This is a genomic window from Pseudomonas sp. G3-39, assembly GCF_054790485.1.
The window spans coordinates 201635-222553 of record NZ_CP186497.1; the positions used below are offsets into that span (position 1 = coordinate 201635).

The 20919-nt window shown below is 57.1% G+C and carries 29 protein-coding genes; 10 read left to right on the plus strand and 19 right to left on the minus strand.

Annotated elements, in window-relative coordinates:
* The first annotated feature begins 179 nt into the window (after positions 1 to 179).
* The 4 genes from ACOYXG_RS00825 (at position 180) to ACOYXG_RS00840 (ending at position 2392) form a co-directional block, all read left to right on the plus strand.
* Complete coding sequence (locus ACOYXG_RS00825) at positions 180 to 926, plus strand: 2OG-Fe dioxygenase family protein (protein ID WP_003220699.1); 747 nt, start codon at positions 180 to 182, stop codon at positions 924 to 926.
* Positions 927 to 1005: 79 nt separating this feature from the next.
* A complete protein-coding gene (locus tag ACOYXG_RS00830; protein WP_003220700.1) occupies positions 1006 to 1383 on the plus strand; it encodes a GNAT family N-acetyltransferase in 378 nt (125 codons plus the stop codon).
* Positions 1380 to 2096 (plus strand): AzlC family ABC transporter permease, encoded by a 717-nt coding sequence (locus ACOYXG_RS00835; protein ID WP_027611235.1) that lies wholly within the window; start codon positions 1380 to 1382, stop codon positions 2094 to 2096. The genes ACOYXG_RS00830 and ACOYXG_RS00835 overlap by 4 nt, the downstream gene beginning before the upstream one ends.
* Positions 2075 to 2392 (plus strand): AzlD domain-containing protein, encoded by a 318-nt coding sequence (locus tag ACOYXG_RS00840; RefSeq protein ID WP_003220702.1) that lies wholly within the window; start codon positions 2075 to 2077, stop codon positions 2390 to 2392. Before ACOYXG_RS00835 ends, ACOYXG_RS00840 begins: the two co-directional genes overlap by 22 nt.
* Here ACOYXG_RS00840 and ACOYXG_RS00845 read toward each other — a convergent pair.
* Positions 2309 to 3235, minus strand: a complete 927-nt coding sequence (locus tag ACOYXG_RS00845; protein WP_007961685.1) for a LysR family transcriptional regulator — start codon at positions 3233 to 3235, stop codon at positions 2309 to 2311. The two genes, ACOYXG_RS00840 and ACOYXG_RS00845, sit on opposite strands and share 84 nt — an antisense overlap.
* A gap of 741 nt (positions 3236 to 3976) precedes the next feature.
* Here ACOYXG_RS00845 and ACOYXG_RS00850 point away from each other — a divergent pair.
* Both ACOYXG_RS00850 and ACOYXG_RS00855 read left to right on the plus strand, forming a co-directional pair.
* On the plus strand, positions 3977 to 4387 hold the full coding sequence (locus tag ACOYXG_RS00850) for an MbcA/ParS/Xre antitoxin family protein (protein WP_007961687.1): 411 nt from the start codon (positions 3977 to 3979) through the stop codon (positions 4385 to 4387).
* Entirely contained in the window at positions 4384 to 5064 is a 681-nt protein-coding gene (locus ACOYXG_RS00855) for an RES family NAD+ phosphorylase (protein WP_096796707.1), read from the plus strand. Before ACOYXG_RS00850 ends, ACOYXG_RS00855 begins: the two co-directional genes overlap by 4 nt.
* Positions 5065 to 5115: 51 nt before the next feature.
* Here the strand turns inward: ACOYXG_RS00855 and ACOYXG_RS00860 are convergent, their stop codons facing one another.
* The gene (locus tag ACOYXG_RS00860; RefSeq protein ID WP_096796706.1) at positions 5116 to 5391 is read right to left on the minus strand and encodes a DUF3077 domain-containing protein; all 276 of its coding nucleotides are present in this window, start codon (positions 5389 to 5391) and stop codon (positions 5116 to 5118) included.
* 496 nt (positions 5392 to 5887) lie between these two features.
* On the opposite strand from ACOYXG_RS00860, the gene ACOYXG_RS00865 reads away from it, so the two are divergent.
* Both ACOYXG_RS00865 and ACOYXG_RS00870 read left to right on the plus strand, forming a co-directional pair.
* Positions 5888 to 6205 carry a transcriptional regulator gene (locus ACOYXG_RS00865; RefSeq protein ID WP_460355348.1) on the plus strand — a complete coding sequence of 106 codons (318 nt, stop codon included), beginning with the start codon at positions 5888 to 5890 and terminating at the stop codon, positions 6203 to 6205.
* Positions 6195 to 6479 carry a helix-turn-helix domain-containing protein gene (locus ACOYXG_RS00870; RefSeq protein ID WP_164979401.1) on the plus strand — a complete coding sequence of 95 codons (285 nt, stop codon included), beginning with the start codon at positions 6195 to 6197 and terminating at the stop codon, positions 6477 to 6479. Before ACOYXG_RS00865 ends, ACOYXG_RS00870 begins: the two co-directional genes overlap by 11 nt.
* Before the next feature lie 204 nt (positions 6480 to 6683).
* Here ACOYXG_RS00870 and ACOYXG_RS00875 read toward each other — a convergent pair whose 3' ends face one another.
* The 11 genes from ACOYXG_RS00875 to ACOYXG_RS00925 form a co-directional block, all read right to left on the minus strand.
* Complete coding sequence (locus ACOYXG_RS00875) at positions 6684 to 7481, minus strand: hypothetical protein (RefSeq protein WP_460355351.1); 798 nt, start codon at positions 7479 to 7481, stop codon at positions 6684 to 6686.
* Between the two features lie 269 nt (positions 7482 to 7750).
* The gene (locus ACOYXG_RS00880; RefSeq protein WP_460355353.1) at positions 7751 to 8899 is read right to left on the minus strand and encodes a site-specific integrase; all 1149 of its coding nucleotides are present in this window, start codon (positions 8897 to 8899) and stop codon (positions 7751 to 7753) included.
* Positions 8896 to 9105: a hypothetical protein gene (locus ACOYXG_RS00885; RefSeq protein ID WP_460355356.1), complete on the minus strand. Its 210-nt coding sequence runs from the start codon at positions 9103 to 9105 to the stop codon at positions 8896 to 8898. Before ACOYXG_RS00885 ends, ACOYXG_RS00880 begins: the two co-directional genes overlap by 4 nt.
* Positions 9106 to 9503: 398 nt before the next feature.
* Complete coding sequence (locus ACOYXG_RS00890) at positions 9504 to 9641, minus strand: hypothetical protein (RefSeq protein WP_460355359.1); 138 nt, start codon at positions 9639 to 9641, stop codon at positions 9504 to 9506.
* A 37-nt stretch (positions 9642 to 9678) separates the two neighbouring features.
* A complete protein-coding gene (locus ACOYXG_RS00895; protein WP_460355362.1) occupies positions 9679 to 9975 on the minus strand; it encodes a hypothetical protein in 297 nt (98 codons plus the stop codon).
* A gap of 39 nt (positions 9976 to 10014) precedes the next feature.
* On the minus strand, positions 10015 to 12819 hold the full coding sequence (locus tag ACOYXG_RS00900) for a toprim domain-containing protein (protein ID WP_460358377.1): 2805 nt from the start codon (positions 12817 to 12819) through the stop codon (positions 10015 to 10017).
* Positions 12820 to 12821: 2 nt separating this feature from the next.
* On the minus strand, positions 12822 to 13055 hold the full coding sequence (locus ACOYXG_RS00905; RefSeq protein ID WP_460355365.1) for a hypothetical protein: 234 nt from the start codon (positions 13053 to 13055) through the stop codon (positions 12822 to 12824).
* Positions 13056 to 13119: 64 nt separating this feature from the next.
* Positions 13120 to 13494 (minus strand): hypothetical protein, encoded by a 375-nt coding sequence (locus ACOYXG_RS00910; RefSeq protein WP_460355367.1) that lies wholly within the window; start codon positions 13492 to 13494, stop codon positions 13120 to 13122.
* Complete coding sequence (locus tag ACOYXG_RS00915) at positions 13494 to 13775, minus strand: Ogr/Delta-like zinc finger protein (RefSeq protein ID WP_186646292.1); 282 nt, start codon at positions 13773 to 13775, stop codon at positions 13494 to 13496. The genes ACOYXG_RS00910 and ACOYXG_RS00915 overlap by 1 nt, the downstream gene beginning before the upstream one ends.
* Positions 13776 to 13852: 77 nt before the next feature.
* A complete protein-coding gene (locus ACOYXG_RS00920) occupies positions 13853 to 14326 on the minus strand; it encodes a YmfL family putative regulatory protein (protein ID WP_460355371.1) in 474 nt (157 codons plus the stop codon).
* Positions 14327 to 14355: 29 nt separating this feature from the next.
* Positions 14356 to 14556: a DNA-binding protein gene (locus ACOYXG_RS00925; RefSeq protein ID WP_222019459.1), complete on the minus strand. Its 201-nt coding sequence runs from the start codon at positions 14554 to 14556 to the stop codon at positions 14356 to 14358.
* A 103-nt stretch (positions 14557 to 14659) separates the two neighbouring features.
* Here ACOYXG_RS00925 and ACOYXG_RS00930 point away from each other — a divergent pair, with 103 nt between their 5' ends.
* Positions 14660 to 15016 (plus strand): helix-turn-helix domain-containing protein, encoded by a 357-nt coding sequence (locus ACOYXG_RS00930; RefSeq protein WP_222017241.1) that lies wholly within the window; start codon positions 14660 to 14662, stop codon positions 15014 to 15016.
* 104 nt (positions 15017 to 15120) lie between these two features.
* The gene (locus ACOYXG_RS00935; protein WP_460355375.1) at positions 15121 to 15294 is read left to right on the plus strand and encodes a hypothetical protein; all 174 of its coding nucleotides are present in this window, start codon (positions 15121 to 15123) and stop codon (positions 15292 to 15294) included.
* Positions 15295 to 15324: 30 nt separating this feature from the next.
* Here ACOYXG_RS00935 and ACOYXG_RS00940 read toward each other — a convergent pair whose 3' ends face one another.
* The 6 genes from ACOYXG_RS00940 to ACOYXG_RS00965 are packed head-to-tail and all read right to left on the minus strand — an operon-like array spanning position 15325 to position 20873.
* Positions 15325 to 16614 carry a phage late control D family protein gene (locus tag ACOYXG_RS00940; RefSeq protein ID WP_460355378.1) on the minus strand — a complete coding sequence of 430 codons (1290 nt, stop codon included), beginning with the start codon at positions 16612 to 16614 and terminating at the stop codon, positions 15325 to 15327.
* Positions 16611 to 17051: a phage tail protein gene (locus ACOYXG_RS00945; protein ID WP_460355382.1), complete on the minus strand. Its 441-nt coding sequence runs from the start codon at positions 17049 to 17051 to the stop codon at positions 16611 to 16613. Before ACOYXG_RS00945 ends, ACOYXG_RS00940 begins: the two co-directional genes overlap by 4 nt.
* A gap of 6 nt (positions 17052 to 17057) precedes the next feature.
* Entirely contained in the window at positions 17058 to 19838 is a 2781-nt protein-coding gene (locus ACOYXG_RS00950) for a phage tail tape measure protein (protein WP_460355385.1), read from the minus strand.
* A complete protein-coding gene (locus ACOYXG_RS00955; protein ID WP_114881052.1) occupies positions 19831 to 19950 on the minus strand; it encodes a GpE family phage tail protein in 120 nt (39 codons plus the stop codon). Before ACOYXG_RS00955 ends, ACOYXG_RS00950 begins: the two co-directional genes overlap by 8 nt.
* A gap of 8 nt (positions 19951 to 19958) precedes the next feature.
* Positions 19959 to 20303 carry a phage tail assembly protein gene (locus ACOYXG_RS00960; protein WP_460355388.1) on the minus strand — a complete coding sequence of 115 codons (345 nt, stop codon included), beginning with the start codon at positions 20301 to 20303 and terminating at the stop codon, positions 19959 to 19961.
* A gap of 54 nt (positions 20304 to 20357) precedes the next feature.
* Positions 20358 to 20873, minus strand: a complete 516-nt coding sequence (locus ACOYXG_RS00965; RefSeq protein WP_460355391.1) for a phage major tail tube protein — start codon at positions 20871 to 20873, stop codon at positions 20358 to 20360.
* Between the last annotated feature and the right edge of the window lie 46 nt (positions 20874 to 20919).

Here is a 20919-nt window from a genome sequence, read left to right on the forward strand (position 1 = left end):
TTTTCGACGTCTTTTTCGCAAAAACCGTAAAAAACCCGTGTTTTTGTCACGTAAAAGTTGTTTTGAAGCGTCTTCAAGTACCGTTTCAAGCAGGGCTTTAAATGCCTGAAATTCTTTCTCATGGACGCAAATTCTCCACCTAATAGATTAGGCCGCTCAACGCAGCGGAGAATTTGGTAATGATCGTTTTGAACAGAGAAGTGGGCGAATCGCTACGGCGCGACAAATATGTCAACGTCCAGGGTGGTGACTTCAATCTCTACGGTCATTTTGCCGACTTCGTCAGACTGACCAAAAGTTGGGAAAACATGGAGCCAGACAGTTACTACGGTCAGGCCGAAGCCGGCATGCGTTACCGTCGTTACAGCGACTTTGAGTACAACCCGAAAACACGTGAATTGAAGCAACTCGAGCATCGCGCCTACGTGCAGTCGAAAGAGAACAACGCCTACGTGGGCGGTGTTGTGCGGCACTTTCAGGACTTCTCTGATGAAGTGATCACTTCGCCGGTAATGCGCAGCCTGATCGACACCGATTTTGAAGTGTACAAAAGCGTGTTGCCGGAAGAATTGCACGATGAGATTTGGCAGTGCCAGATTCATCAGATCCGCATCGAGATCAAACCCGGCAAGCAACTGGAAATCACCCCGGAAGGGATTCACTGCGACGGCTATCCGTTCAGCGGTGTGCACTTCTGGGGGCGCAACAATGTCGAGGGCGCGGAAAGCCGTTTGTACGATGTTCACGAGCATCAACTGGCGTCGACCACCTACAAGGAAATCCTCGACACCACGTACTTCCTTGATCGCGACATGCGCCATTACGTGACTCCGGCGCGCAACACCCACACGCATGCCATGGCGTACCGGCAGATTCTGGCGATTTCCTTCTCGCGGCCCGGGACCGCTTTCGACATTGTTCGCTAATCAGATCACCCCAATCGATGGCGTCGAGTGCTCGACGCCGGTGGTGCTGCGACGCGCCACCGCCAAGGACGCGCAGCGCATGGAGCGCTTCTTCCGGCAGTTCGACGAAGTGTCGTTCTGCGAATGGCAGGACGCCAAATGCCTGCGCGGTGTATTGATCCAGAAGACCACCACGGCCTATCTGGCCTTCGACGTCGAAGGCGAAATCGTCGGTGCGGTGCTCGGCGGCATGCTCGGTAGTCGCGGCACCATCAACCACTTGGCGGTCAGCCCACGCTATCGCAGTCAGGGCGTCGGCCAGCGGTTGGTGGAAGCGGCGTCATCCGACATGAAACGGGTCGGTGTATTACGGATGTTTCTGTTCGTCGACGATGCTAACCTCGCGGGCAAGCGATTCTGGACTGCCCAGGGTTTTTGCGAACCCCACGGCGAGCGGACATTTGAGAGGGATCTATGAATGAAACGTCCGGCAGTGCGCCGCTGATGGCTGCTCATCAGCCATCGCGCACGTTTGCCGAAGCCAGCCCGGTGGTGGCCGGTTACTTCACGGTGTCGTTCGTGTTCGGGCTGATGGCGGTCAACGCCGGGCTGCCGATGTGGCTGCCGGTGGCGATGTGCTTGTTCGTCTACGCCGGCGCTTCGCAATTCGCCGCACTGGCGCTGATCTCCAGCGGCGCTTCGCTGACCACCATCGTGCTGACCACCTTCCTGATCAATGCGCGGCACATGCTGATGTCGGTGTACATGGCCAAGGCCTTGCGCGCATTGGGGCTCAGCCGCATGGAACGCTGGGCTTACGCCGGTGGCCTGACCGACGAGTCCTTCGCGTTCCACAGCGTCAAACTGGGTACCGGCGCGCCGGTCAACATTCGTTACCTGATCGGCTTCAACCTGTTCTGCCACACCTCTTGGGTGCTGGGCGGATTGTTGGGCGCTGTCTGCGCGCAATATGCATCGCACCTGATCAAATATCAGCTCGACTACGCACTGACCGCGATGATGCTCTACGTGCTGGTGTCGCTGTGCAACACCCGCAACAAACTCATCGCCGCCGCGGCTGCCGTCGTCTGCATGGGCGCGCTGAGCCTGGTCGGTACTTCGCCGTTCAACGTTTTCATCGCCACGTTCGTGGGCTGCGGAGTGGGTGTATGCCTGACCAAACGTTCCTGATTCTGGTGGTCGCGCTGATGATGGCCGTGACCTTCCTGCCACGCGCGCTGCCGCTGCAAGTCAACACCGAGCACTGGCCGCCGTTCGTTGCGCGGGCGCTGGAATACCTGCCGGTGGCGATCGTCGCTGCGATCAGCCTGACACCCTTGTTGATCAAGGATCAGCACCTACAGCTCGATCGCCCGGAATTTTATGCAGCCATTCCGACGTTGTTATGTGCGTATTTCAGCAAAAACCTCTTTCTCAGTGTGGCGGTTGGGACGGCTGCGTACATTGCGCTCGGCTCGTTCATGTAGCGGCAGATCGACCACGTCATTCAGGGCCTGCCCCGACAGGTTCGGGTTGTTCACCGCCAGACGCACTTCGAGGAAATCCTCGAATCCGGGGAAAATCGTCAGGCCGTTCTTTTGCGCGGCCTCACGAGAAACCATGCCCACCGCGTCCATCTGCGTGATCAGCGACAGGGTCAGGGTTTCGCTGCAGGAATAGACCATGCGTTGACCGTTCTCGTGATTGCCCAGTCCGGCGTCGAGAAAACGCAGGAAACTGTGGGAATACGGACAATCTTCCGCAGGACGCACCTGAAACTTGTTGCCCAGCAACGTCAGTGGATCGTTTTCCTGCCCGCAATGGGCACCGACTACCTGCACCTGCACATCCGGCAAAACAATGCTCGGCAGACCCGGCCGCTGCGGGCCGATCAACACCGCAAGATCAAAGTCTTCATTCTTCAGCTTGCTGAGGTTCTCCATCGACTCGGCGTAGCTGAATTCCATCTGGTAATCGGGAAACACCTCGATCAGGCGTCCGATCATTCGCCGGTTGAAGTCAGACGACAACGTGTTGTTCAACGCGACCTTCAATGTGCGCTGTCCCGGCACCTTGAGCGCCTCGACCTTTTCTTCCATCTGTCGCGTGGCAATCAGCACTTTGTCCATGTAAGGCGTCAGCTCCGTGCCTTGCGGCGTCAGCGTCAGCCCTTTGTTGGAACGTCGAAACAAGCGGAAACCGAACTGCTCTTCGACCTTGTTCAACTGCGCGGCCAGGGCCTGCACAGTCAGGCACGAATGCTCGGCTGCGGCCGACAACGAGCCGGTCTGCACGATGCGCATGAGGTTGCGTAAGGTTCTGCTATCCATGGGTAATGCCCTCTGAAGTGGGCTGGGTATTGTTGTTTACGAGACTGCCGATCCGGCGTCATATGCCGGCTATATTCCAGCACCTGAGCATAGTTGTCGCGGGTTTAGTAGCGAATTGATGTCCCCGCCGATGGCTGGAAGCTGACACAGGATCGGGATTTTTGATGACGTGGGGGTGATTGGGGTCAAGAAAAGTGCGTGGTTTTGGTGCGCAGGGAGGGTTTTTCGAGGAGAAACGGCTTATGGCTCCTGTAATTTCCCCCGGCGAGATATGCGCATATTTTTCAGCTTTGAGCGCGAGTGCCCTTAGCATCAGGGATGCTTTCCAATTTCGTCTTCACCAGTTTGTTGCGACTCTAGAGCCGCCATTCACGGGGCGCTGAAGAGCGTCCGCATGTGAATGCACATAGGCAAAGTTCGCCAGCACTTCGACTAGGCAAGCGAAATGCTCAAATAAACCAGGCAATAAAAAACCGACATTGCTGTCGGCTTTTTGCTCCCTTGAACAAGGGTAGAGGTCTCACCCGAGCGCTGATCTTCAGGTCATCAACGGGGTTCCTAACGCCGACTATCGCCACCTGATGGCAGTCGGTTTCGCGCTCTTGAGGCAGATCCTCTGCCACGGAACATTAACGTGTCAACTTGGAAATTCTTAGGCGTTTATTCGTATGCGAATAATTTCATGTAAAAAATTCATATGTGTACTACGCTCATCTTGCGGACCCGCTTAGAAGGACAATCATGCCTACCTCATCCCCAGCCCTCACCCCGCGTGAACAACTCGACGTCCCCGAGGCCGGGCGCGTCGCGCTGAAGTTTTTCTTCAATCTCATGGAGCGCTGGGGTTGCAACGCCGAACAGCAGCGCACTTTGCTGGGCGGCGTCGGCAACACCACGTTCTACAAGTACAAACACCTGCCGCCGAACATTCGCCTGCCACACGACACGCTGGAGCGAATCTCGTATCTGATGGGTATTCACAAGGCCTTGAGCATCATCTTCAGCAACAGCCGCGAGCGCGCTTATACGTGGGTCAGCAGCCCCAACACGGCTGCGCCATTCAATGGCCGGACCGCGCTGGATTACATGCTGGCGGGGAGGGTGGTCGATATCGCCGACGTGCGCCGCTACCTCGATGGGGTGCGCGGTTGAAGGCCCCGCCGCTGGCTGAGCCGCAATGGCCGAAGGCCTACCGGATCGTCAACAGCAGCTTCCCGCCGATTGCGTTGTTCGAAGACGTGCTCGACCCCGAAGACCTGGAAATCGCCTACGCGCTGGAAGCGCTGACCAACGATCGCCTGATCGAGCAGGCCGGCGTCCTCGCCCGCGTGCGTCCCGAAGACCGGCTCTCCGGCCCCGGTTCAACTCCGGTGATGGCGGCGTTTACCCACATCGGCAAAAGCAGCCGCTTCACCGATGGCGCCTTCGGCGTCTACTACGCCGCCAGCAGCCAGGCCGCGGCCATCGCCGAAACCTGCTATCACCAGGAACGTTTCCTCGCGGCCACCAACGAGGCGGATCTTGAGTTGACCATGCGTACTTACGTCAATCGTGTGGTTAAGCCGCTGCATGATGTTCGTGATGACTTTCCCGATTTGCATCAACCCGATCCAGACGCCTATGGCCCATCCCAGGCGTTTGCTCGACAACTGCGTGAGTCTGCATCCTGGGGACTGCTCTACAACAGTGTTCGCCTGCCGGGTCACGAATGTGTTGCTGCGTTCCGCCCGCCAGCGGTGTCGGTTCCGAAGCAGGGTAAGCATTTGCGTTATGTGTGGAGTGCGAGTCAGAGAAGGATTTCATTTGTGTTTGAGATCAGTCAGGTGTGAATCGCAAGAAGCCCTCGCTGTATGGCGAGGGCCTCTTATTGGTAGTTAACGTCAATGGCTTGCTGTTGGCGCATCCAGCACTTTCACCACATCGTCGATCAGCGCCTTGCTCAACTCCTGCAGATACTGAGAGGCATAAGAGTGAAGGTCAGGATCGCGAGAAACTGTGGAGTCGGTGGTCAGTAGCTTGGAGATGTGAAGCAAGTGTGAGGCGTGCGAGAGGGCGGCCATCACTGGAACACCACGATTGGTGCGGAACAGCGCTTGATTGGCCTGGAAGGAAAAGTGCGTAAGGCCTGGGGTTTTCAAATCGAGGTAGTCGGTCATATCGCTTCACCTGCCGTACGTAAGGCGTGGAGTGAGGTAACCGGTGTGGCAGCGCGGCGGATTACGGATGGATCGATGGCATTCATTTGTGAACTCCCTGTATCAAATGAGAGCTGCCGATTCGTTATCAGGCGAATGGGTGGCAGCTATGCGCGGGCTGATAAACCGGAGATACAGGAACCCGGCAGACCCGAAGGTCTCCCACGCACAGCCGCCATTGCACGGTAATGCAGACACAAAAAATGCGCCGGCAAACGTGAGTTGGGGCGCTAGTGCGCCTGTATCTTACGCGGGTTATCAGGCCCGGTCGCTGAATTGGCAGCGACGGGTTTGACGGTAGCTTGAGGAAAAGCCGATGCACAATCGTGGCCAGTAGTGGCTTTGCTTGGCTTCTCGTTACAGCAGATTTCTCAGGATTTCCCGCTACATATTTCGTCGCATTTTCCTGGAAAACGTTTATCGTTTGTTTATACGGCATGGCCGTACAGTGCGATTCATGTATACAATTATCGAAACGGACATTTTCAAGCGCTATGCCGAAGCCATATGGGAAGAGGGTGAGCGCGATGAATTCATAAATTGGCTTGCTGCAAATCCGTTGGATGGTGATGTCGTGCCTGGCAGTGGTGGTATGCGCAAGGTGCGCTGGACTCGTAGCTGCATGGGTAAACGAGGCGGCGCACGGGTCATTTATTACAATACGCTTTCTGAAGGCTCGATCTGGTTACTCATTGCCTACACCAAGGCAAAGTTTGACGATTTACCCATAGCCTTCCTTAAGCAACTGAAGGAGGAAATCAGCGATGGTCGATGAACTGGAGCAATTCCAGCAGGACTTGCTGGAATCTGTACGTCAGATGAAGGCCGGAAAGGCCGCGCGCGTAACGCAGGTGCCGCTTTCTGCGGCAGCAGAAGCGCGTGCCAAGGTGGGCGTTTCACAAAGTGCGTTTGCCAAACTTATCGGTGTGAGTCTGCGGACTTTGCAGGATTGGGAGCAGGGTCGCCGGCAGCCGACGGGTGCAGCGCAAACTCTCCTGAGGGTTGCCAGTCAGCATCCTGAAGCGTTGCGGGATTTGTACCCTGCCTGAGATTGTTTACGTACAGGGAGTAAGTCTCAGGCACAGAAGCATCTACTACAATCTAGAAATAGCAAAGCCCCTGCATTTATGCAGGGGCTTTGCTTTGCGTGGTGCAAGTAGTGAAAGTTGAGCCAGGTTATAAACGGGTCTATCCCTTAATTTCTCATCGCCGCTTACCAGCGCGCGGCCGCTCCTGCTTACGTAGTGGTGGCTCTATTCGAGCGCTTCCAAGTGAAGCACCCTCGGATACTTACGCCGAGAGCTATACGCATGGACGGCCCACATGCCAAAAAAACCACCGAGCAGGCCTGGGATAAAGGAGTTCGCACCATCAGGAGTCAGAAAGATCGGTCGGGGACCGTACATGGCGAATAGGAAACCTGCTGCTCCTAAAACGAGCGGTGAAAAAATCACATCGACCAGTTTCCCGGTCTTGGATTTCTTCTGAGGCTTCGGACGTGTGAACTGACCGTAGTTACTAAAACCTTTTGGAAGACCTCTCAACGTACCCTTTAGACGTGGTTTCCGATCGGTGCTTGTGTGAAGGATTTCAATCACTGCTCCGTCGTTCGAGTCTAGGAAATCAAACGATAAGATAGCCTCATTCGCTTGTTTATTGACGTAGGGAACGATTCTAAAATCGTTCACGGCCCGACTGCTCTTCAGCACTGAGACCGAAAGTATTTTCCCATCCTCGCCTACTTGGACACGAAGCGGATCCTTTTCGACGATGGCGTCGCCAGTAATAGTGTTTTCGCCACTGTTCCAGATAACCAAAAGTGATTTGGTCAAGCGAGGAATGCTATGTCCGTTGTACTGAACGACGATTGCAGGCGGCAGCGAATCAGATGCACTGCCTAATAAATGCTCGCCTAAATAGACGTGGGAGATTTTGGTGCGCTTTCGGGCCCAAACATAAGCGAGAACGGCAAAGGCTACGCTGCCAACCGCAATCATGCCGTTCAGCCAGCCCAGTCCAAAAAAGTGCAAAGCTTTGTCGATCCACTCCACGGCGCTTCCCTCGCATGCCGCTGATGCTGGAAATGATGGGCTTATCACGCCCCTTTTTACGTCCAGCAAAAATAACAAAGGCCTGCATCGCTGCAAGCCTTTGATTTATATATGGTGCCGGCACCAGGAGTCGAACCCGGGACCTACTGATTACAAGGAAGGTGCTTCAAGCATAGAAATCAAGCACTTATGCGATTCCTTGTTACGTCCAGATACGCCAAGGCCCGCGTGAATAGCGGGCCTTGTTTCGCTTGTTACGTCCGGTTTGCTCATTCTGCAGAAGGAGAAACGGTCGGCACACTGTGGTCGTAGACGTCCATCATCTTCGGGTCGCGGTGGCCGCTCGCCTCCTGTTTATCCGCTCGCGTACCTGCCGTGTCGGTGATGCCACGTCGTTTCAAGTCGTGAAGCGCAAACCGTTGTTCGGGTGTGATGATCTCGTCTGCCAAAGCCAATGTGATAAATCGTTGCCACGCCGTGTCCAAGCTCGACTTGCGTAGCGGCCCGCCGTGACTGGCCACGATGATGGGCCGTCGTGACGGTGCGATCGGTATCGCCGTTTTGCGTTTGGCCCATACCTTGGCTCGATAGGCTTTGGCGTGATCCCAGGCTTTGCGCAGTCGCGGTGTCCAGCGAACGATGTTGTCACGGCTGCCTTTGCGGCGGTTGGTGAGAACGCCACTTTCCAGCTCGTTCGCGTCGGTCAGAGTGACCACTTCGATTCCGCGTAGCCTGCAGAGATATGCCAGCTCCATCACGTAGCCGAGGTACTCCGGACAGCCGCCTTTTTCACCCCTAATCAGCAAGCCTCGGGCAATTGCTCGATCAATGAGCGTATCCATGACTAGGTGATTTGGCAGGCGACGTTGTTTTCGTTCAACAGGGGCTTCGATGCCCAGCGCGGGATTCACATCCAGAAACCCCCGGTTGCGACCCCACTGCAATACGCGCCGCAAGTAGCGGAGAGCGTGCGCAGCCTTCGACGGAGTACCCTCGTCTGCGAGCCGATCAACGATGCGCTGCACTAGGGCAGAAGAGAACTTGCGCACCGCCAAGTCTCCGAGCGGCTTTCCCAGCTTTGTGGGCAGTTTCAGCAGAACATCACGCGAGTAGCAGTAGTCATCGTGGGTTTTCGGACTGAGCTTCTTATACCGGTCACTCTCATGAAACTGGCTGCAAACGTAGCGCAGCGTGCCACGGTCGACGTTGGATGCCTCGTCCATGATCTGGTGCAGCTCGGCCAGCGAAACGTCTGCCGGCGCGATGTTGCGCCGGCGTTGTTTTCCCGTCTCGTCATAGTGCAACGTGTACCAGACTCGACCTTTTCGGTGATCGAAGTAAACGGCCGCTGGAAGAGCGGCCTGGTCGATGTGGGTGGGTATATGCGGATTGTGCTTCCGCTTCCGAGCTTTCCTCATAGGATATCGGCTTCGTATCGCTCTGCTGCGACCGACTTCATGCCGGCAGCTTGGTTGATTAGATCTAGCGTCGTCCACGGCCCTGTGCGGCCGCGAAAAAGCCGGACACCTTGTTCGATCAGCGTCTTCTCTACGTCCGATCGGCGCTGGTATCCGGTGATGCGCTGCAGGTCTTCAAATATCAAGACATTGCTCGACATGGTCATCCTTCGGTTTGGTGACGCCTTAGCCAGTGTAGTTCTTGCGCTGAGGCGTTGTGGTTAGAACATTGCTGTCCATCTACTAGCAGTGCTTCAGCGTGAGTAGCGCTTTCCTCGCGACATCCGTGCAGCAATTCTTTCCGCCATTAACGCGGCCCATTCCTCAGCTTTCCGTTTCTGTCGAATGCGGCTACAGCTTCGATGAGTGCGCGTCGATCGCGCTTTTCCGCAGATATCGCAGATGCTCGGCAGATCGAGCCGGTGGCTGGCCATTGTCGGCCGTAGACGAGGTGCGTTAGCCTCGGCGACGCTGCCGTTGTGGGATTGGTCTTGCATGGTTCTCTCCTTTCAGGGGTGGCAGGTGCCATGGGGTTGCAGCCCCATGGCACCGACTTCTCGGTCGCTTAGCTGAGAATCCAAATCATCAAATCCGGTACCTGCACCGCGACGATGGCAATCAACACCACCGTCACGAGGGCGCCTATCAACTGCCCAATCAGTGCTCCGCGTTCGGTTTGTTCAAGCTGCTCTGTGTTGCGCATGGTTCTCTCCTTTCAAATGTGCCGGTTGCAGCCGGCGTTATTGGTGGCTGTCTGGCGATCGCACCAGGTGCAGCACCAGGTCTTCGAATTCGTTCGTGTCTTCGCTACATGACTGCCAGTCCAAAACCGCTTGGATTTGCAGTCGGGAACAATTCAGCACCAAGATCTCGCGCTGACCATCCGTAGCCCGTACCTCCAAAATGTCGACCAACCCGTTCGCACCGTAGGCTTCCGCCTGCACCGTGTTCCCAAACTCATTGAGCAGTTGGGTGATGCGATCCTGCAGGCTTTGCGTACCGCTACGATCGGTGCCGGCGACGACTTGAATCTGCATGGTTCTCTCCTTTCCTGGCTGTCGACGCGGGTTGCAGCCCTACGCCTGGAACATCCAGCACTTGACCGTGGGTGACTTGGTGATCGTGTTGTTATTGCGCGTGGCCTGGTAGGCGCGCACCGCGCTGTCGACGGCTTTGTTCGATTCCAGAAATTTGCGGCAGCGAGATTCCTTCAGGCGATCGCGCAATTCGCTGACGTCGGCCAGCTTCTGGCGGTGTTCTGCGGCGCGCTCGACAAACTCGTTGAGGTTGATAGCGATGACGTTGTCTTTCTTGCTGTGATTGACCACCGGCCCTTCGGCATCAAGGCCCTGCAGGTACTCGTAGACTTCCCAGAACTCCGCGACAACCGGATGGTCTGCGCTGATCGAGCTCTGGCGCTCGATGGCCATCGAGACAATGCAGCGCTGGGTTGCGCTGATCTGGGCATCGCTCAGCGGTACCAGCGAGCGAATGCAGTCCACCAGGCCGAGCAGCTGTGCGTGGTTTTTCACGATGCGCTCAACGCGGATGTAGCCTCGCAACTGATTTCCGCAGTGCTGGCATGCCGCTTTTTCGTTATTCGCTGGGTATTCGTTGTCGCAGGTGACGCAGTGGGTGTGTAGCCGGCGCAGGCGCGCTTCGTGGGCCGGGATCTTATCGGCGAGGGTGGACATGACGTCGCTCTCGCGCTTCACCGCCTGCAGCAGGAAGTAGCTCAACTTGGAGCCATCAAAGGCTGTCAGTCGATCAGCTGCCGCTCGGCTTTCTGGTGTCACGTTAGGCCGCACAAAATGCAGTTTCACGATCCTCGTCATGATGGCTTCTGACGCAATCACGGGCGCGTTTTGGCTGATGGCGATCGTGCCTCTGAACGGTGGCTCGTAGGTTTCGTTGCCGGCGGTTTTAACGCCTTTGGTCGCCAGTGTGCCGCCGCCGAAGTAGTCCTTCAGTTCGTCCCATTCAAAGTTTTTTGCGTGTGATTTGTCGTCGCCGCTCCGATCCGACTCAAGCAAAACCACAGGCATGCCGGATACCTGGCCCATCAACCGGCTGCGGCCGGCTTTGGTGGATTTGGACGGGTCGAATCCTTCGTAGCCGGCGCGGCCGAGCAACTTCCAAAGCAGGTTGAGCAGAGTGGTCTTACCGGCTCCGGCCTCGCCGGTCGCTTCAAGGAAGGGAAAGGACTGATAGCGTGCCCGGATCTGCTCGGCGAACAGCGAACCGAACCAGAATGTCAGCGCGACAACGCCCTGCGCGCCAAAGCACGTCCACAGCAGTTTTATCCACTCGTCGCTGTATTCCTTCGGGTCGCGCTGGATCCGCACCGGCACGGCACGTTGCAGGGTTTTCAGGCGCAGCTTGCCGAACTCGAAAAATTCTTCATCGTTGACGTCGACCACCTGACCATCTTTTACGGCTAGGTCGCCGTACACGTAGCAGGCGTACTCCTTGCTGTACCCGACAAAGTCGATCGTCTGGACCGTTTTGATCGCGAACAGTTGGTCCTTCATGATTTTGTCGAGCTGCTGACCGCTGCCGGTGAACACGGCGCCGGCGGCCATGCCGAGCAGCCGTTTTTTGAATTCGCTCGCGGCCGCGACCTGGCCACCGGTGAAGGTGTTCTTCACTGAGCCGCCGTCGTGTGGGAAGTCGACGCGGAAGAAGTACCAGGACTCGTCCGTGATCTCATTGCGTTGGAAGTACAGCGCTTGGGGATAGCAGTTGGCGATCTCAACAACACAGCCGGACATGCGCAACGCTTTTTCTCGCATCGCCTTGTTGTTCAACTGCTGCTCTTCGTGGTTCTCGCTCGTTTCGAGCGCCTGCATGGCATTGTTGAACTTGCTGATGTCCAGCTTCCACCAGTACAGGCGAGACTCAAACCCGAAGTGAAATTCTTCGCGCTCGCGCCAGTTGTACATCAGCAGCGCTTTCTCTGAGGCGCTTTCAGCGATCAGCAGGGCGCCATGGTGGCGAGCCTCATTCAGATCCGCTTCTGTGCGCTTGCGTCGTTCGGCTTCGTCACCAATAAAGGCCCATCGCTGATGCAGGTCGTTCCAATCGACTTTCCGCGCGTCGCGCTGCGGTATTTGTGCAGCGGTGCATTCAAAGCCCATGGCTCTAGCCATGACGACCCATTTACGCGTGTAGCGGTGTGCGCCAGGCTCGTTGTCCAGAGCCCAGACCAATCTTGGCAAGTTGCCGGCCCGATCAGCGGCAAGTGCTTTGAGTGAGGCCTCGGGAAAGGCGTTTGACGACATCGCTGCTACCGCGTCGATCTCGTTGTGCTGCAGAGCGATCGCGTCGAAGATCCCCTCAACGATCCAAAGCTCCGAGGTCTGTGTGAGGTCGACGTAGGGGGAGCACCACCAATAGCCCTTGTAGGATTCGCCCGGCTTGAAGCGTGCCTTCTTTTTACCGAAGCGCTGAGGCTGGTCGATCAGGCGCTCCCAATAGCCGCCGTGCTCGAGCGCAAACCGCACTGTGGCCGAGCCGATATTCAAAGTGCGATCGAAGTAGTTCTCCTGGGTGAACAGACCCGCGACTAGATCAATCTTGAATCCGCGAGCGAACTCCATGTAGGCGCGTGCGCTAGCGGTCGGTTGGTCATCTGTTGCCGGCGCACGTTTGCTCCAGTCATCAAACAGATCGGCATACAACTCTTTGACATGCCACTGTTGACCACACTTGCTCTCGCGGCCGCACTTGATGAAGAACGGGTTTGCAAAGCTGGAGTACAGCTCTTTCTTGTTGCAGGCCGGGCAGGTGCCACCTCGCATGAAATCGGTGCCGACCCGGTGTTTCAGGCCGTAATCGAACTCAAGTCGGGTCAATACGTCGGCCCGGATTTTCTCTTCCATCTTCATGCCTGCTTTTTGATAGCGACCCGGAGGGCGCCGAGAGTTGTCTTTTGAGCCGCCAGTGCGGGGTAGGCCGAGAGAATGGCGCCGGTGCGCAGACCATCAGGAACGCAGCGAAACCGATCCGAGTACCAGTGCTCCTGAATGCCCAGGCGCAGCCGCTCTCGGAGCTCCTGCAACAAGGCTTCGGCGAGGCTTTCGCTCAGGCTCATTTGTATGGAAAGTGCTGTGTTCATGGCTTTTTCCCTTATTCCGGGCGCAATTCACCCAAACCCACACGCAGACGGTGGAGCGATTCGGTCAGTTGTTGAGGGCTTTCGGTCGGGGCTCCGAGGCCTCGACCAGGTACTGGAAGATCAGCGCGACGGGGATGGCGTAAGATTTGCCGCTGGCTGGGTCGGCAAAGACTGCAACCGATTCACTGCTGTTTTTCAGATCAAGGCGTCGCTGGCCAGCGCCTGCGCGCAGTTGTCCGTATGCCAAGCCCGTCAGATTCTCGGCAAGGAAAGTGGGTACCTCCAGAGTTGTCTGCAGATGGGCGACCGTTCGGGTAAAGAGCTGCTGATCGTTGCCAAGGTGCTCTGCCTGGTGGCGCTGCATGTAGCAGAGCGCGGCGTCTTGCATGGAGGCGCGGTACTCACGCTCGGGGTTTTGTTCGCTGATCAATGTGTTCATCAGGCCGTCTCCAATCCAAGTAGGTCCATTTGCTGCTCGCCTTCCTTTTTCATTGCCTGCCGGCGAATAGCGACGGGAGCCACTGGCAAACAAACAGCCGGGTTCGGCATGCCTGATGGGCTCATTTCGTGAGTCATTTCAAACTCAGCCCGGACCGACCAACCGCAGGCCTCGTTGATGCATTGCAGGTAGGCAATACGCAAAAAGATATGCGTGCCCTCACTGGTCCGGATACGCATTCGCTCACGGCAGTGCGGACATACCAGCTTATAAGTGCTCACTTTTTTCTCCCCGCCGCTAATCGCGGCCCTCGGCTGACGCCGAAAAATGGCGACGCTTCCAGCGCCTATTTCGATTTCTAGCTGCCCGGATTTTCCCGATGCAGAACGATCACGGCGGTGATCTCTTCATGTCTGGCTGCAACGTGCGCACGGTGAGCCGCAAGAATGGCTTGCACTTCTTCGTCGTCGATGACGCCGTCTTGGAGTGCTTTGGAAATGATCGCGTCGACCATGCCGCGCTTCACCGCTGTGTTGATCGAGCGGGCGTAGAGGTCGAGGTTGTCCAACTGCTCGGCTTCGGCAACCGGAACGAAAACGCCGCCGTACAGGTTGCAGACGAAGTCGGGTAGGTGAGTGGTCCCGGTCTGTGACTCCAGTAAGCAAATCTGCTCGTCAGTAAGCGGCCGGCTGCCTGCGTTCTCATAGGCATGGTTGTCGAACTTCTTCACCGACATACCCAAGCGTGGAGCCGCGCAATCACGTCCGCCTGGATACGCACAAATCACTGCGCTTACGACCTGCCGACGGGTTTCTAGAACGGTGCGTTTCATCTTCTGGTTTCTCGCCTGGCCTAATGCCATTAATTTGAAATCACACCGTCTTTGATTTTGAGAAGCACAGCTGCTCGTCGGGCTTCGCCTCGAACCCCCTTCTTGCGACCGTTCAACAAATCGCTGACCAAATTTTTGTTCAGGCCGTGTTCGCGGCAGAAATGCGCAATGGTTATCCCGTTGCGGTCAAGTTCTGCGCGGGCTTGCTCGGCTGTAAGGAGGACGGGCATAGTGTTCATGTGTGTTCAATCGTGTTGTGTGTGCCATCATTATGCCCAAGAAATTGGCTGTGTAAAGCGATGCATGCCAAAAATTTGTGTAACCGGAGAATCCTTGGAAAAAACTTTGGGCGAGCGGCTCCGGGAAGAGCGCGACCGGCTTGGAATCAATCAAAACGATTTCGCAGATATAGGCGGTGTGAAACGGAACTCCCAAGGCAATTACGAGAACGATCGACAGAGACCGGACACGGCTTACCTGTTGGCAATTTCGAAGATTGGCGTGGACGTGATGTATGTTCTTTTCGGCCGGAGGGACACGGTGGCTGGAACGCAAACCACTGTCGAAAATGAGGTTTTGAACTGCTTTCGTTCGCTGAGTCCAGGCGATCAGATCGTGGTTCACCGAGTCGCTACAGGCTTGGCCGAAGCTGCTGCGAAAAAGTCGCAGGACAACCTCCCACTGGAATGACCTCTCGTAGGACGAGGCAGCACAGCCAAATGAAGGAGTGCTCGCTTGGGGCTTCGGAAAGTCGCGATTTAGACGATCCTCTGCGGCTTTTAGGAGTAGTGAGCATGTTGGATCGAGGCGTTTTGGAGCAACTTGAGCAGGACGTTCGGGCCGTGGAGTCTGCCGCTTCTCAGCTGACGCAGTTGGAATGCATTCTGTTGAGCTTGTACCGGAAAATGTCGCAGGCCGATCAAAGCCATATCCTTCGTATCGCGGAGATGATGGCCCAGACGGATTGACCTCCGACCCTTTCACCTCACCCCGGCTCATCATGTCGGGGTGCCTGGAGCATCTGCCCCATTCTTGGCCTGCAGCCGCTTGTATTCCCTATCCACCGCCCGTTGTGCCGAAGCCTTGCTCTCATAAAGGTGGGTCAACCGCTTAGGATTGCTCTGATCACCCTCGCTCAACTTCTGCTGCTTACCGCTTTTCGCGTCTCGATACCACGCCAAAACTCCTGTGTACTCGCCGCTATCGTCTGCCAGTTCGGCTACCTCGTCACCGTCTGGCAGCATCGATTCGAGTTCAAGACTCGTGGTGAACGAATCCGAAGTGAAGCTGTGTTTCACGTTGCCGCCCAACCAGATGACGTCCGCTATTTCCTGCTTGATGCCGATCAGCGAATAGGTGAGCTCCGGTGTGAGGTCTGGACGGCCGCGCGCCAGCGAGTAACTGAGCGTCGCGCTTCCACGCTGCAGCTTGTTCCACTCGGCCCGGGCAGCCACCAGGGCGCTTTGCTGATCCGTGTACGAATGACGCAAGTCCTTGATGTTGTCGCCGCCTCCAGAGATTGCCTCCTTTTTCTGAGCACTGTTGACGTCGTAATAGAACGCTCGCACACCCGTGTAGCTGTCACGGTTCGCCTGCAGGAATCGATGCTGGTCGCCATCCCGGCGGGTCAGAGTGATGTGTGGCAGTGCCAGGCCGCTGGCACTAGTGCCATTGCCGATCGGCATGAACAGCAGCTTGCCCGCTTTCACCGTTGCGATCGCATCGTGCTCTTGTCCCAAGCGTGAAAGCAGGTTCGCGTCTGATTCGTTGGCCTGATCAAGGTGAACCACCTGGATGGCACTCAGCGCGGCGCTAACCAAAGGACCAAGACCATAGGCACCGGCGATGGCTTGCACAACGGTGTCGATCGTCTCGTCGTGCCAGCTTCGCTCCCGTTTTGCTTTCAACCCTGCAGTCAGATCCACGCTGCGAGCCCGGATGCTCAGCTGATCTGGCGCCCCGCTGTGCTCGGTTTCATCGACCGTGTATGTGCCTTTGTCGACCAGCCCGGTATCGCTCCAGCCAAGCCACAGCCGCAGGGTCGCGCCTTTCGGTGGGATTGCCAGGCGACCGTCATGGTCCGACAGGGTGACGTCGAGCTGGTCCGCTGTGAGTCCGCGGTTGTCGGTGAGCTCGATGCTCATCAGGCGCTTCTCGATCGCCGCTGTGATGTCGCGTCCGTCGACCTCCAGCCGACAGATCGGACGAGGGTAGGCCCTCGCTTCGCGGATGGAGGCCTGCGCGTCGTTCAGATAGCCGTCGACCCGGCTGAGTGCTTGGTCGATCAAAGGATTTTCCTCAGGATATTGCCGGCTGTGCTCACACCGGCGCCGAGCAGATCAACCCGACCGTCATCAATCCGTTTGAGCGCGATGGTGAATTCGATACGGCGTGCTGCGCCATCCGAAAAGAACAAAGTTTTGTTCTCGGTAATGTTGTCGATCACCCATATGCCCAAGATCCTGCCGGTGCCTTCGATCAACGGCCATGCCTTGCCGGTATCGGCCATAGCGCGGAGTGTGTCCAGGCTCAGCGGGGTGCCTGCGAGTGCCGGCAAGAGAATGCCTGGCATGCTGATTGAGTCTTCACCACGGCCAAGAAACTGGCGGGATGGGTTGGTGCCTATACGCGACGTCGAGCTGTGACGCCATTCTGTCTGTCGCTGCAGCTCCTGGTACGCCAAGCTTTCCAGACTGAAGATGAACATGCCGAGAGCCATCATCATTGCCGTTTACTCCTGGTCAAAGAGGGCACTGCGCCCCTTGGCTTGTTTTGCATGTTGGCGTTTGTCCAGTTCGGCAGACACCGCACGTGCGATCGCCGCTGCGTCCATCCCCGGGGCTGGGTGAATATTGATGACGATTTGCTGAGGGGCCATCTGCACCGCTGCAGGAGCTGCAGCGGTAGCGATAGGTGGACGGTTATCGATAGCGATCGCTTGCTGAGCGCCGCCGATACCGACAGCCATTGCGCCTGCTTGAGCCAGTTTTTTGCCCATTCCGAGAATTGATTCGAGCATGCCGCCACTTTCAGGCTTCGCTCCCGCCACGGATGCGGCGGGTGTCAGCGCCGAAGCAGTCACTCCAGGCACATCAGAGGCTGGGTTTAGCAACGCTCCAGCGTTGGTAATGGCACCAATAGTCACTGTTCCCGCCTGGGTCATAAGCTCGCCCACGGCTTTGACGGCTTCCATCGGGCCGCTTTGGCCGTCATTTACACCCTGTGCCAGGCCGGCCATCGTGAAGCCGCCTAGCTCGGCAAAGACACGGGAGGGGCTGTGGATACCGAGCTTTTCCTTGAACCAGTCCACAGTGCTGCTGCCAGCATCTGAGATCGCGGTCTTAACCGCGCCCATCCCCCCGGTGATGCCATTGACGAGCCCTGAAATGATCATCCCGCCGAACTCGGTGAACCTGCTCGGAAGCTCAATGCCCATGTAATTCATCACGGCCGAGAACGCTTGGTAGAACAGTCCAATGGGGCTGAAGTTGACGATCGTGCGCAGGATGTCGCTTATGCCACCACTGAAGCCAAGTTTTATCTCTGCCCAGGCGCTGACGAAGTAAGCCTTCACCTTGTCCCAATTTGCGTAGATCAGATAAGCCGCCGCTGCGATCGCCGTAATAGCCAAGCCGATTGGATTGGTCAGGAACAATCTTCCCAACCACATAAACGCCTGACCGACGAAGGGCAATACCTTGGAGCCCAGGTTGAACAGCAGGCCGATTACAGATGGCAGACGGATGCCTATCAGGGAAAGTCCGTACCGAACGGCGAGGAAGGGGCCAAGGGTGGTGGCCAGCGCCAAAGCGACAGTGCTGAAGCCGATCGACAGTGCCGCGATGCCGGCAGCAACTTTGAGAATGCCCAACACTAAACCCGGGTTCGCGGTCGCCCAAGCATTAACTCGCTCCAGGACACCGTTTAATCCAGTGACGAGCTGTATCAGGGCGGGCCGCAGAGTGGCGCCAAGTGCGCTGCTCAGGTTGAACATGCGGTTCTGGGACATCTCCCATCGAGCTGACAACTGGTCCGCACGGATGTCTCCTTCGCGCTGCATCGAGCCTTCGCGCTTCGGAGCGTTATCGGCGCCGTTTACCAGGTCAAGCTGTCGACGATACTCCTCGATGTTAGACGCGAGCTTTGCCGCGTCATCGCCATATTCTTTGCCAAAGAGCTGGGTCATCACACCGAGCTGTTGGTTCTTCGGCAGTTTGTTCACAGCCTCGAGCACTTTCTGAATGGTGCCCGTGGCGTCCTTGCTCATGCCGTCCTGAACCGCTTTGGCCTCCAATCCGATCGATTTCAGGCCTGTGACAAATCGCTTTGGTTGCTGAGTAGCGATTGCCAATTCTCGAATCATTGCGTTGGTCGCGGTGGCGGCGATTTCTGATGAAGCCCCGAGTGTCAGGAATGTCGAGCCCAGCGCAGCGGCGTCCTTAAACGACATACCTACCGACGCAGTGATGCCTGCTGTGCGCTGCATGACGTCGATGATGTCGCCGCCTTTCGACATCGCATTATCGTCAAGGTAGTTGATCGCGTCCCCGAGCTGGCTTACGTTTTTGATTGGCAATTTATAGAGGTTGGCGATGCGCGCCAGGCTTTCACCGACCTGATCTGCCGGCAGTTCAAACGCGGTCGCTGCAGTTGCCGCGACGCGCGCAAATTCCAGCAAGTCATCTTTACCCTGGATGCCCATTCGCGCGCCGCCTTCTACCAGGGCGGCGATGTCGGTAGTAGCCATCGGGATTGTTTCGGACATCTTCTTGATCGCGTCCCCCATTTCGTAATACGTCTGGGTGAGTTGACCGTTATCGTCACGGGCGCCGGCAACTTGCTTCGCTACGCCTGCCATTGCGTCTTCGAAGCGAGAGTAGTTCTTGATCATCCCGAGGATGGGCATGCCTGTCGCAGCTCCCACTGCTCCAGCACTTGCGCCGGCGACGGCGGCATTGCCAGCGAACTCTCTTCCCTTGGAATAGTTTCGCTGTGCTTTCGAGACCCGTTCCTGCTGTTTGGCAAGGGCAGCGAGGCGTTCCCGCTGAGTTTGGATGGCTTTGTTCGCCGCCTCGATCTCGGTCTTCAACCGGCGCTCGGTGGTACCGAGGTCGCGGGTGTCCGCACCGGTCGATTTCATGAGGGGGATCAGGCGCTGCAGCTCCGATCGCTGCGCTGTGTGTTTGTTTGTCAGCTTTTCCACCGAGGCGGAGGCATTAACGAACGCCTTCTGAAAGGCCGCGGTGGGGGCGTCCATCTTCTGCAGCTGCTCACGCAGGCCGCGCAACTTGTCCTGCGCCTTTGCCAGTTCCTCAGAGGACTGGCGGACGGCTTCGCGCTGGCGGGTGTAGCTGGAAATATTGGACTGCTGGGCGTTGAGCTCTTTCAGCTGATCCCGCGCCGCCTTCAATGCACGAGACGTCGCATTGCTCCCAGCGCTGATTTGCTTGAGAGGCGCGGTGACCTTGTCGATCGCCGACAGCATAAATTCCAGCCGCAGCTTGTCAGTCATCTTTCGCCCCACTTCGCTTGCGAGCGCGTTCGCGCCATTCCATCAGTTCGGTCAGGGGGAGCGGATCCATCTCCACTGGCCCCCAGTGGAAAATCACGGCGATGTCCGCCATGGCGTCATCTACGCAACGAGGGATGCATCCACCTTCGCCGACTTCGGCAGCAAAAAACCGGCAACCTCGGTGGCCATCTGCACCAGGTCAGCCGGATCCATTTGGCCGATATCGTGATCGGTCAGGGTCGGTGTGGTGATTCGCGGCAGCACCTTACGCAACGCGAGCACGTCCATCTGCAGCAGATCGGTCAGCGAAACGCCGCGCAGTTCACCTGAGACGGGTTTGCGAAGTGTCACCTCGGTGATTTCGGTCGAGCCTCGGATGATCGGCGTGTCCAGGGTGATGACTGGGCGGTTTGGGTTCTTCACTAATGGTGCTTCTGCAGCTTCGTTCTTTTGGTTGGTGCTCATGTTGAATTCCTACAATGAAATGGGGGTCGGCGGAGCCGGCGGGAAGGGGAGGGATTACAGGCCGATCGCCTTACGATGTTCTTCCAGCATGTCTTTGCCGTTGACCTTGAAAATGAAGTTGAGCAAGTCGATCTCTATCTCTTCATTGCCATCAATGGTCAGCTTGTAATAGCTGCAGGTGGTGGTGAACTTGTGCTCGGTGTCTTCACCGCTTTCCGAGTCGCCCATGTCGATCTCTTCATGCCGGCCGCGCACAACCACCTCGACAGCCGAAACCTCGGCGGTGTCGTCTCGCTGGATCGATCCCGCCCAGCGCAGCATCACGCCGCTGGCCGATACCGCGCCGTATTGACGCAGCGCCGTCAGATCCCAGCCACCGAGAGTCCATTCGAGCTGAATCCCGTCGTCGCCATGACCGAGGTCGACCTTCACCGCACCGTCCATACCGCCGCCCCGGAATGCCTCAAGCTTACGGGCGAGCTTGGGCAGGGTGACGCTCTTGCACTCACCGACGTAGCTGACGCCGTCGTTGTACAAATTCATGTTCTTGAGTTTTTTGGGCAGAGCCATATGGGCGCTCTCCTAAAGGCGCGGCCATTGCCGCGCGGATGAATGA

Coding starts and splice junctions, on each gene's coding strand:
- ACOYXG_RS00825 (WP_003220699.1), top strand. CDS start 180: ATGATCGTTTTGAACAGAGAAGTGGGCGAATCGCTACGGCGCGACAAA.
- ACOYXG_RS00830 (WP_003220700.1), top strand. CDS start 1,006: ATGGAGCGCTTCTTCCGGCAGTTCGACGAAGTGTCGTTCTGCGAATGG.
- ACOYXG_RS00835 (WP_027611235.1), top strand. CDS start 1,380: ATGAATGAAACGTCCGGCAGTGCGCCGCTGATGGCTGCTCATCAGCCA.
- ACOYXG_RS00840 (WP_003220702.1), top strand. CDS start 2,075: ATGCCTGACCAAACGTTCCTGATTCTGGTGGTCGCGCTGATGATGGCC.
- ACOYXG_RS00845 (WP_007961685.1), bottom strand. CDS start 3,235: ATGGATAGCAGAACCTTACGCAACCTCATGCGCATCGTGCAGACCGGC.
- ACOYXG_RS00850 (WP_007961687.1), top strand. CDS start 3,977: ATGCCTACCTCATCCCCAGCCCTCACCCCGCGTGAACAACTCGACGTC.
- ACOYXG_RS00860 (WP_096796706.1), bottom strand. CDS start 5,391: ATGACCGACTACCTCGATTTGAAAACCCCAGGCCTTACGCACTTTTCC.
- ACOYXG_RS00865 (WP_460355348.1), top strand. CDS start 5,888: ATGTATACAATTATCGAAACGGACATTTTCAAGCGCTATGCCGAAGCC.
- ACOYXG_RS00870 (WP_164979401.1), top strand. CDS start 6,195: ATGGTCGATGAACTGGAGCAATTCCAGCAGGACTTGCTGGAATCTGTA.
- ACOYXG_RS00880 (WP_460355353.1), bottom strand. CDS start 8,899: ATGAGGAAAGCTCGGAAGCGGAAGCACAATCCGCATATACCCACCCAC.
- ACOYXG_RS00885 (WP_460355356.1), bottom strand. CDS start 9,105: ATGACCATGTCGAGCAATGTCTTGATATTTGAAGACCTGCAGCGCATC.
- ACOYXG_RS00890 (WP_460355359.1), bottom strand. CDS start 9,641: ATGCGCAACACAGAGCAGCTTGAACAAACCGAACGCGGAGCACTGATT.
- ACOYXG_RS00895 (WP_460355362.1), bottom strand. CDS start 9,975: ATGCAGATTCAAGTCGTCGCCGGCACCGATCGTAGCGGTACGCAAAGC.
- ACOYXG_RS00900 (WP_460358377.1), bottom strand. CDS start 12,819: ATGGAAGAGAAAATCCGGGCCGACGTATTGACCCGACTTGAGTTCGAT.
- ACOYXG_RS00905 (WP_460355365.1), bottom strand. CDS start 13,055: ATGAACACAGCACTTTCCATACAAATGAGCCTGAGCGAAAGCCTCGCC.
- ACOYXG_RS00910 (WP_460355367.1), bottom strand. CDS start 13,494: ATGAACACATTGATCAGCGAACAAAACCCCGAGCGTGAGTACCGCGCC.
- ACOYXG_RS00920 (WP_460355371.1), bottom strand. CDS start 14,326: ATGAAACGCACCGTTCTAGAAACCCGTCGGCAGGTCGTAAGCGCAGTG.
- ACOYXG_RS00925 (WP_222019459.1), bottom strand. CDS start 14,556: ATGCCCGTCCTCCTTACAGCCGAGCAAGCCCGCGCAGAACTTGACCGC.
- ACOYXG_RS00935 (WP_460355375.1), top strand. CDS start 15,121: ATGTTGGATCGAGGCGTTTTGGAGCAACTTGAGCAGGACGTTCGGGCC.
- ACOYXG_RS00945 (WP_460355382.1), bottom strand. CDS start 17,051: ATGATGATGGCTCTCGGCATGTTCATCTTCAGTCTGGAAAGCTTGGCG.
- ACOYXG_RS00950 (WP_460355385.1), bottom strand. CDS start 19,838: ATGACTGACAAGCTGCGGCTGGAATTTATGCTGTCGGCGATCGACAAG.
- ACOYXG_RS00955 (WP_114881052.1), bottom strand. CDS start 19,950: ATGGCGGACATCGCCGTGATTTTCCACTGGGGGCCAGTGGAGATGGAT.
- ACOYXG_RS00960 (WP_460355388.1), bottom strand. CDS start 20,303: ATGAGCACCAACCAAAAGAACGAAGCTGCAGAAGCACCATTAGTGAAG.
- ACOYXG_RS00965 (WP_460355391.1), bottom strand. CDS start 20,873: ATGGCTCTGCCCAAAAAACTCAAGAACATGAATTTGTACAACGACGGC.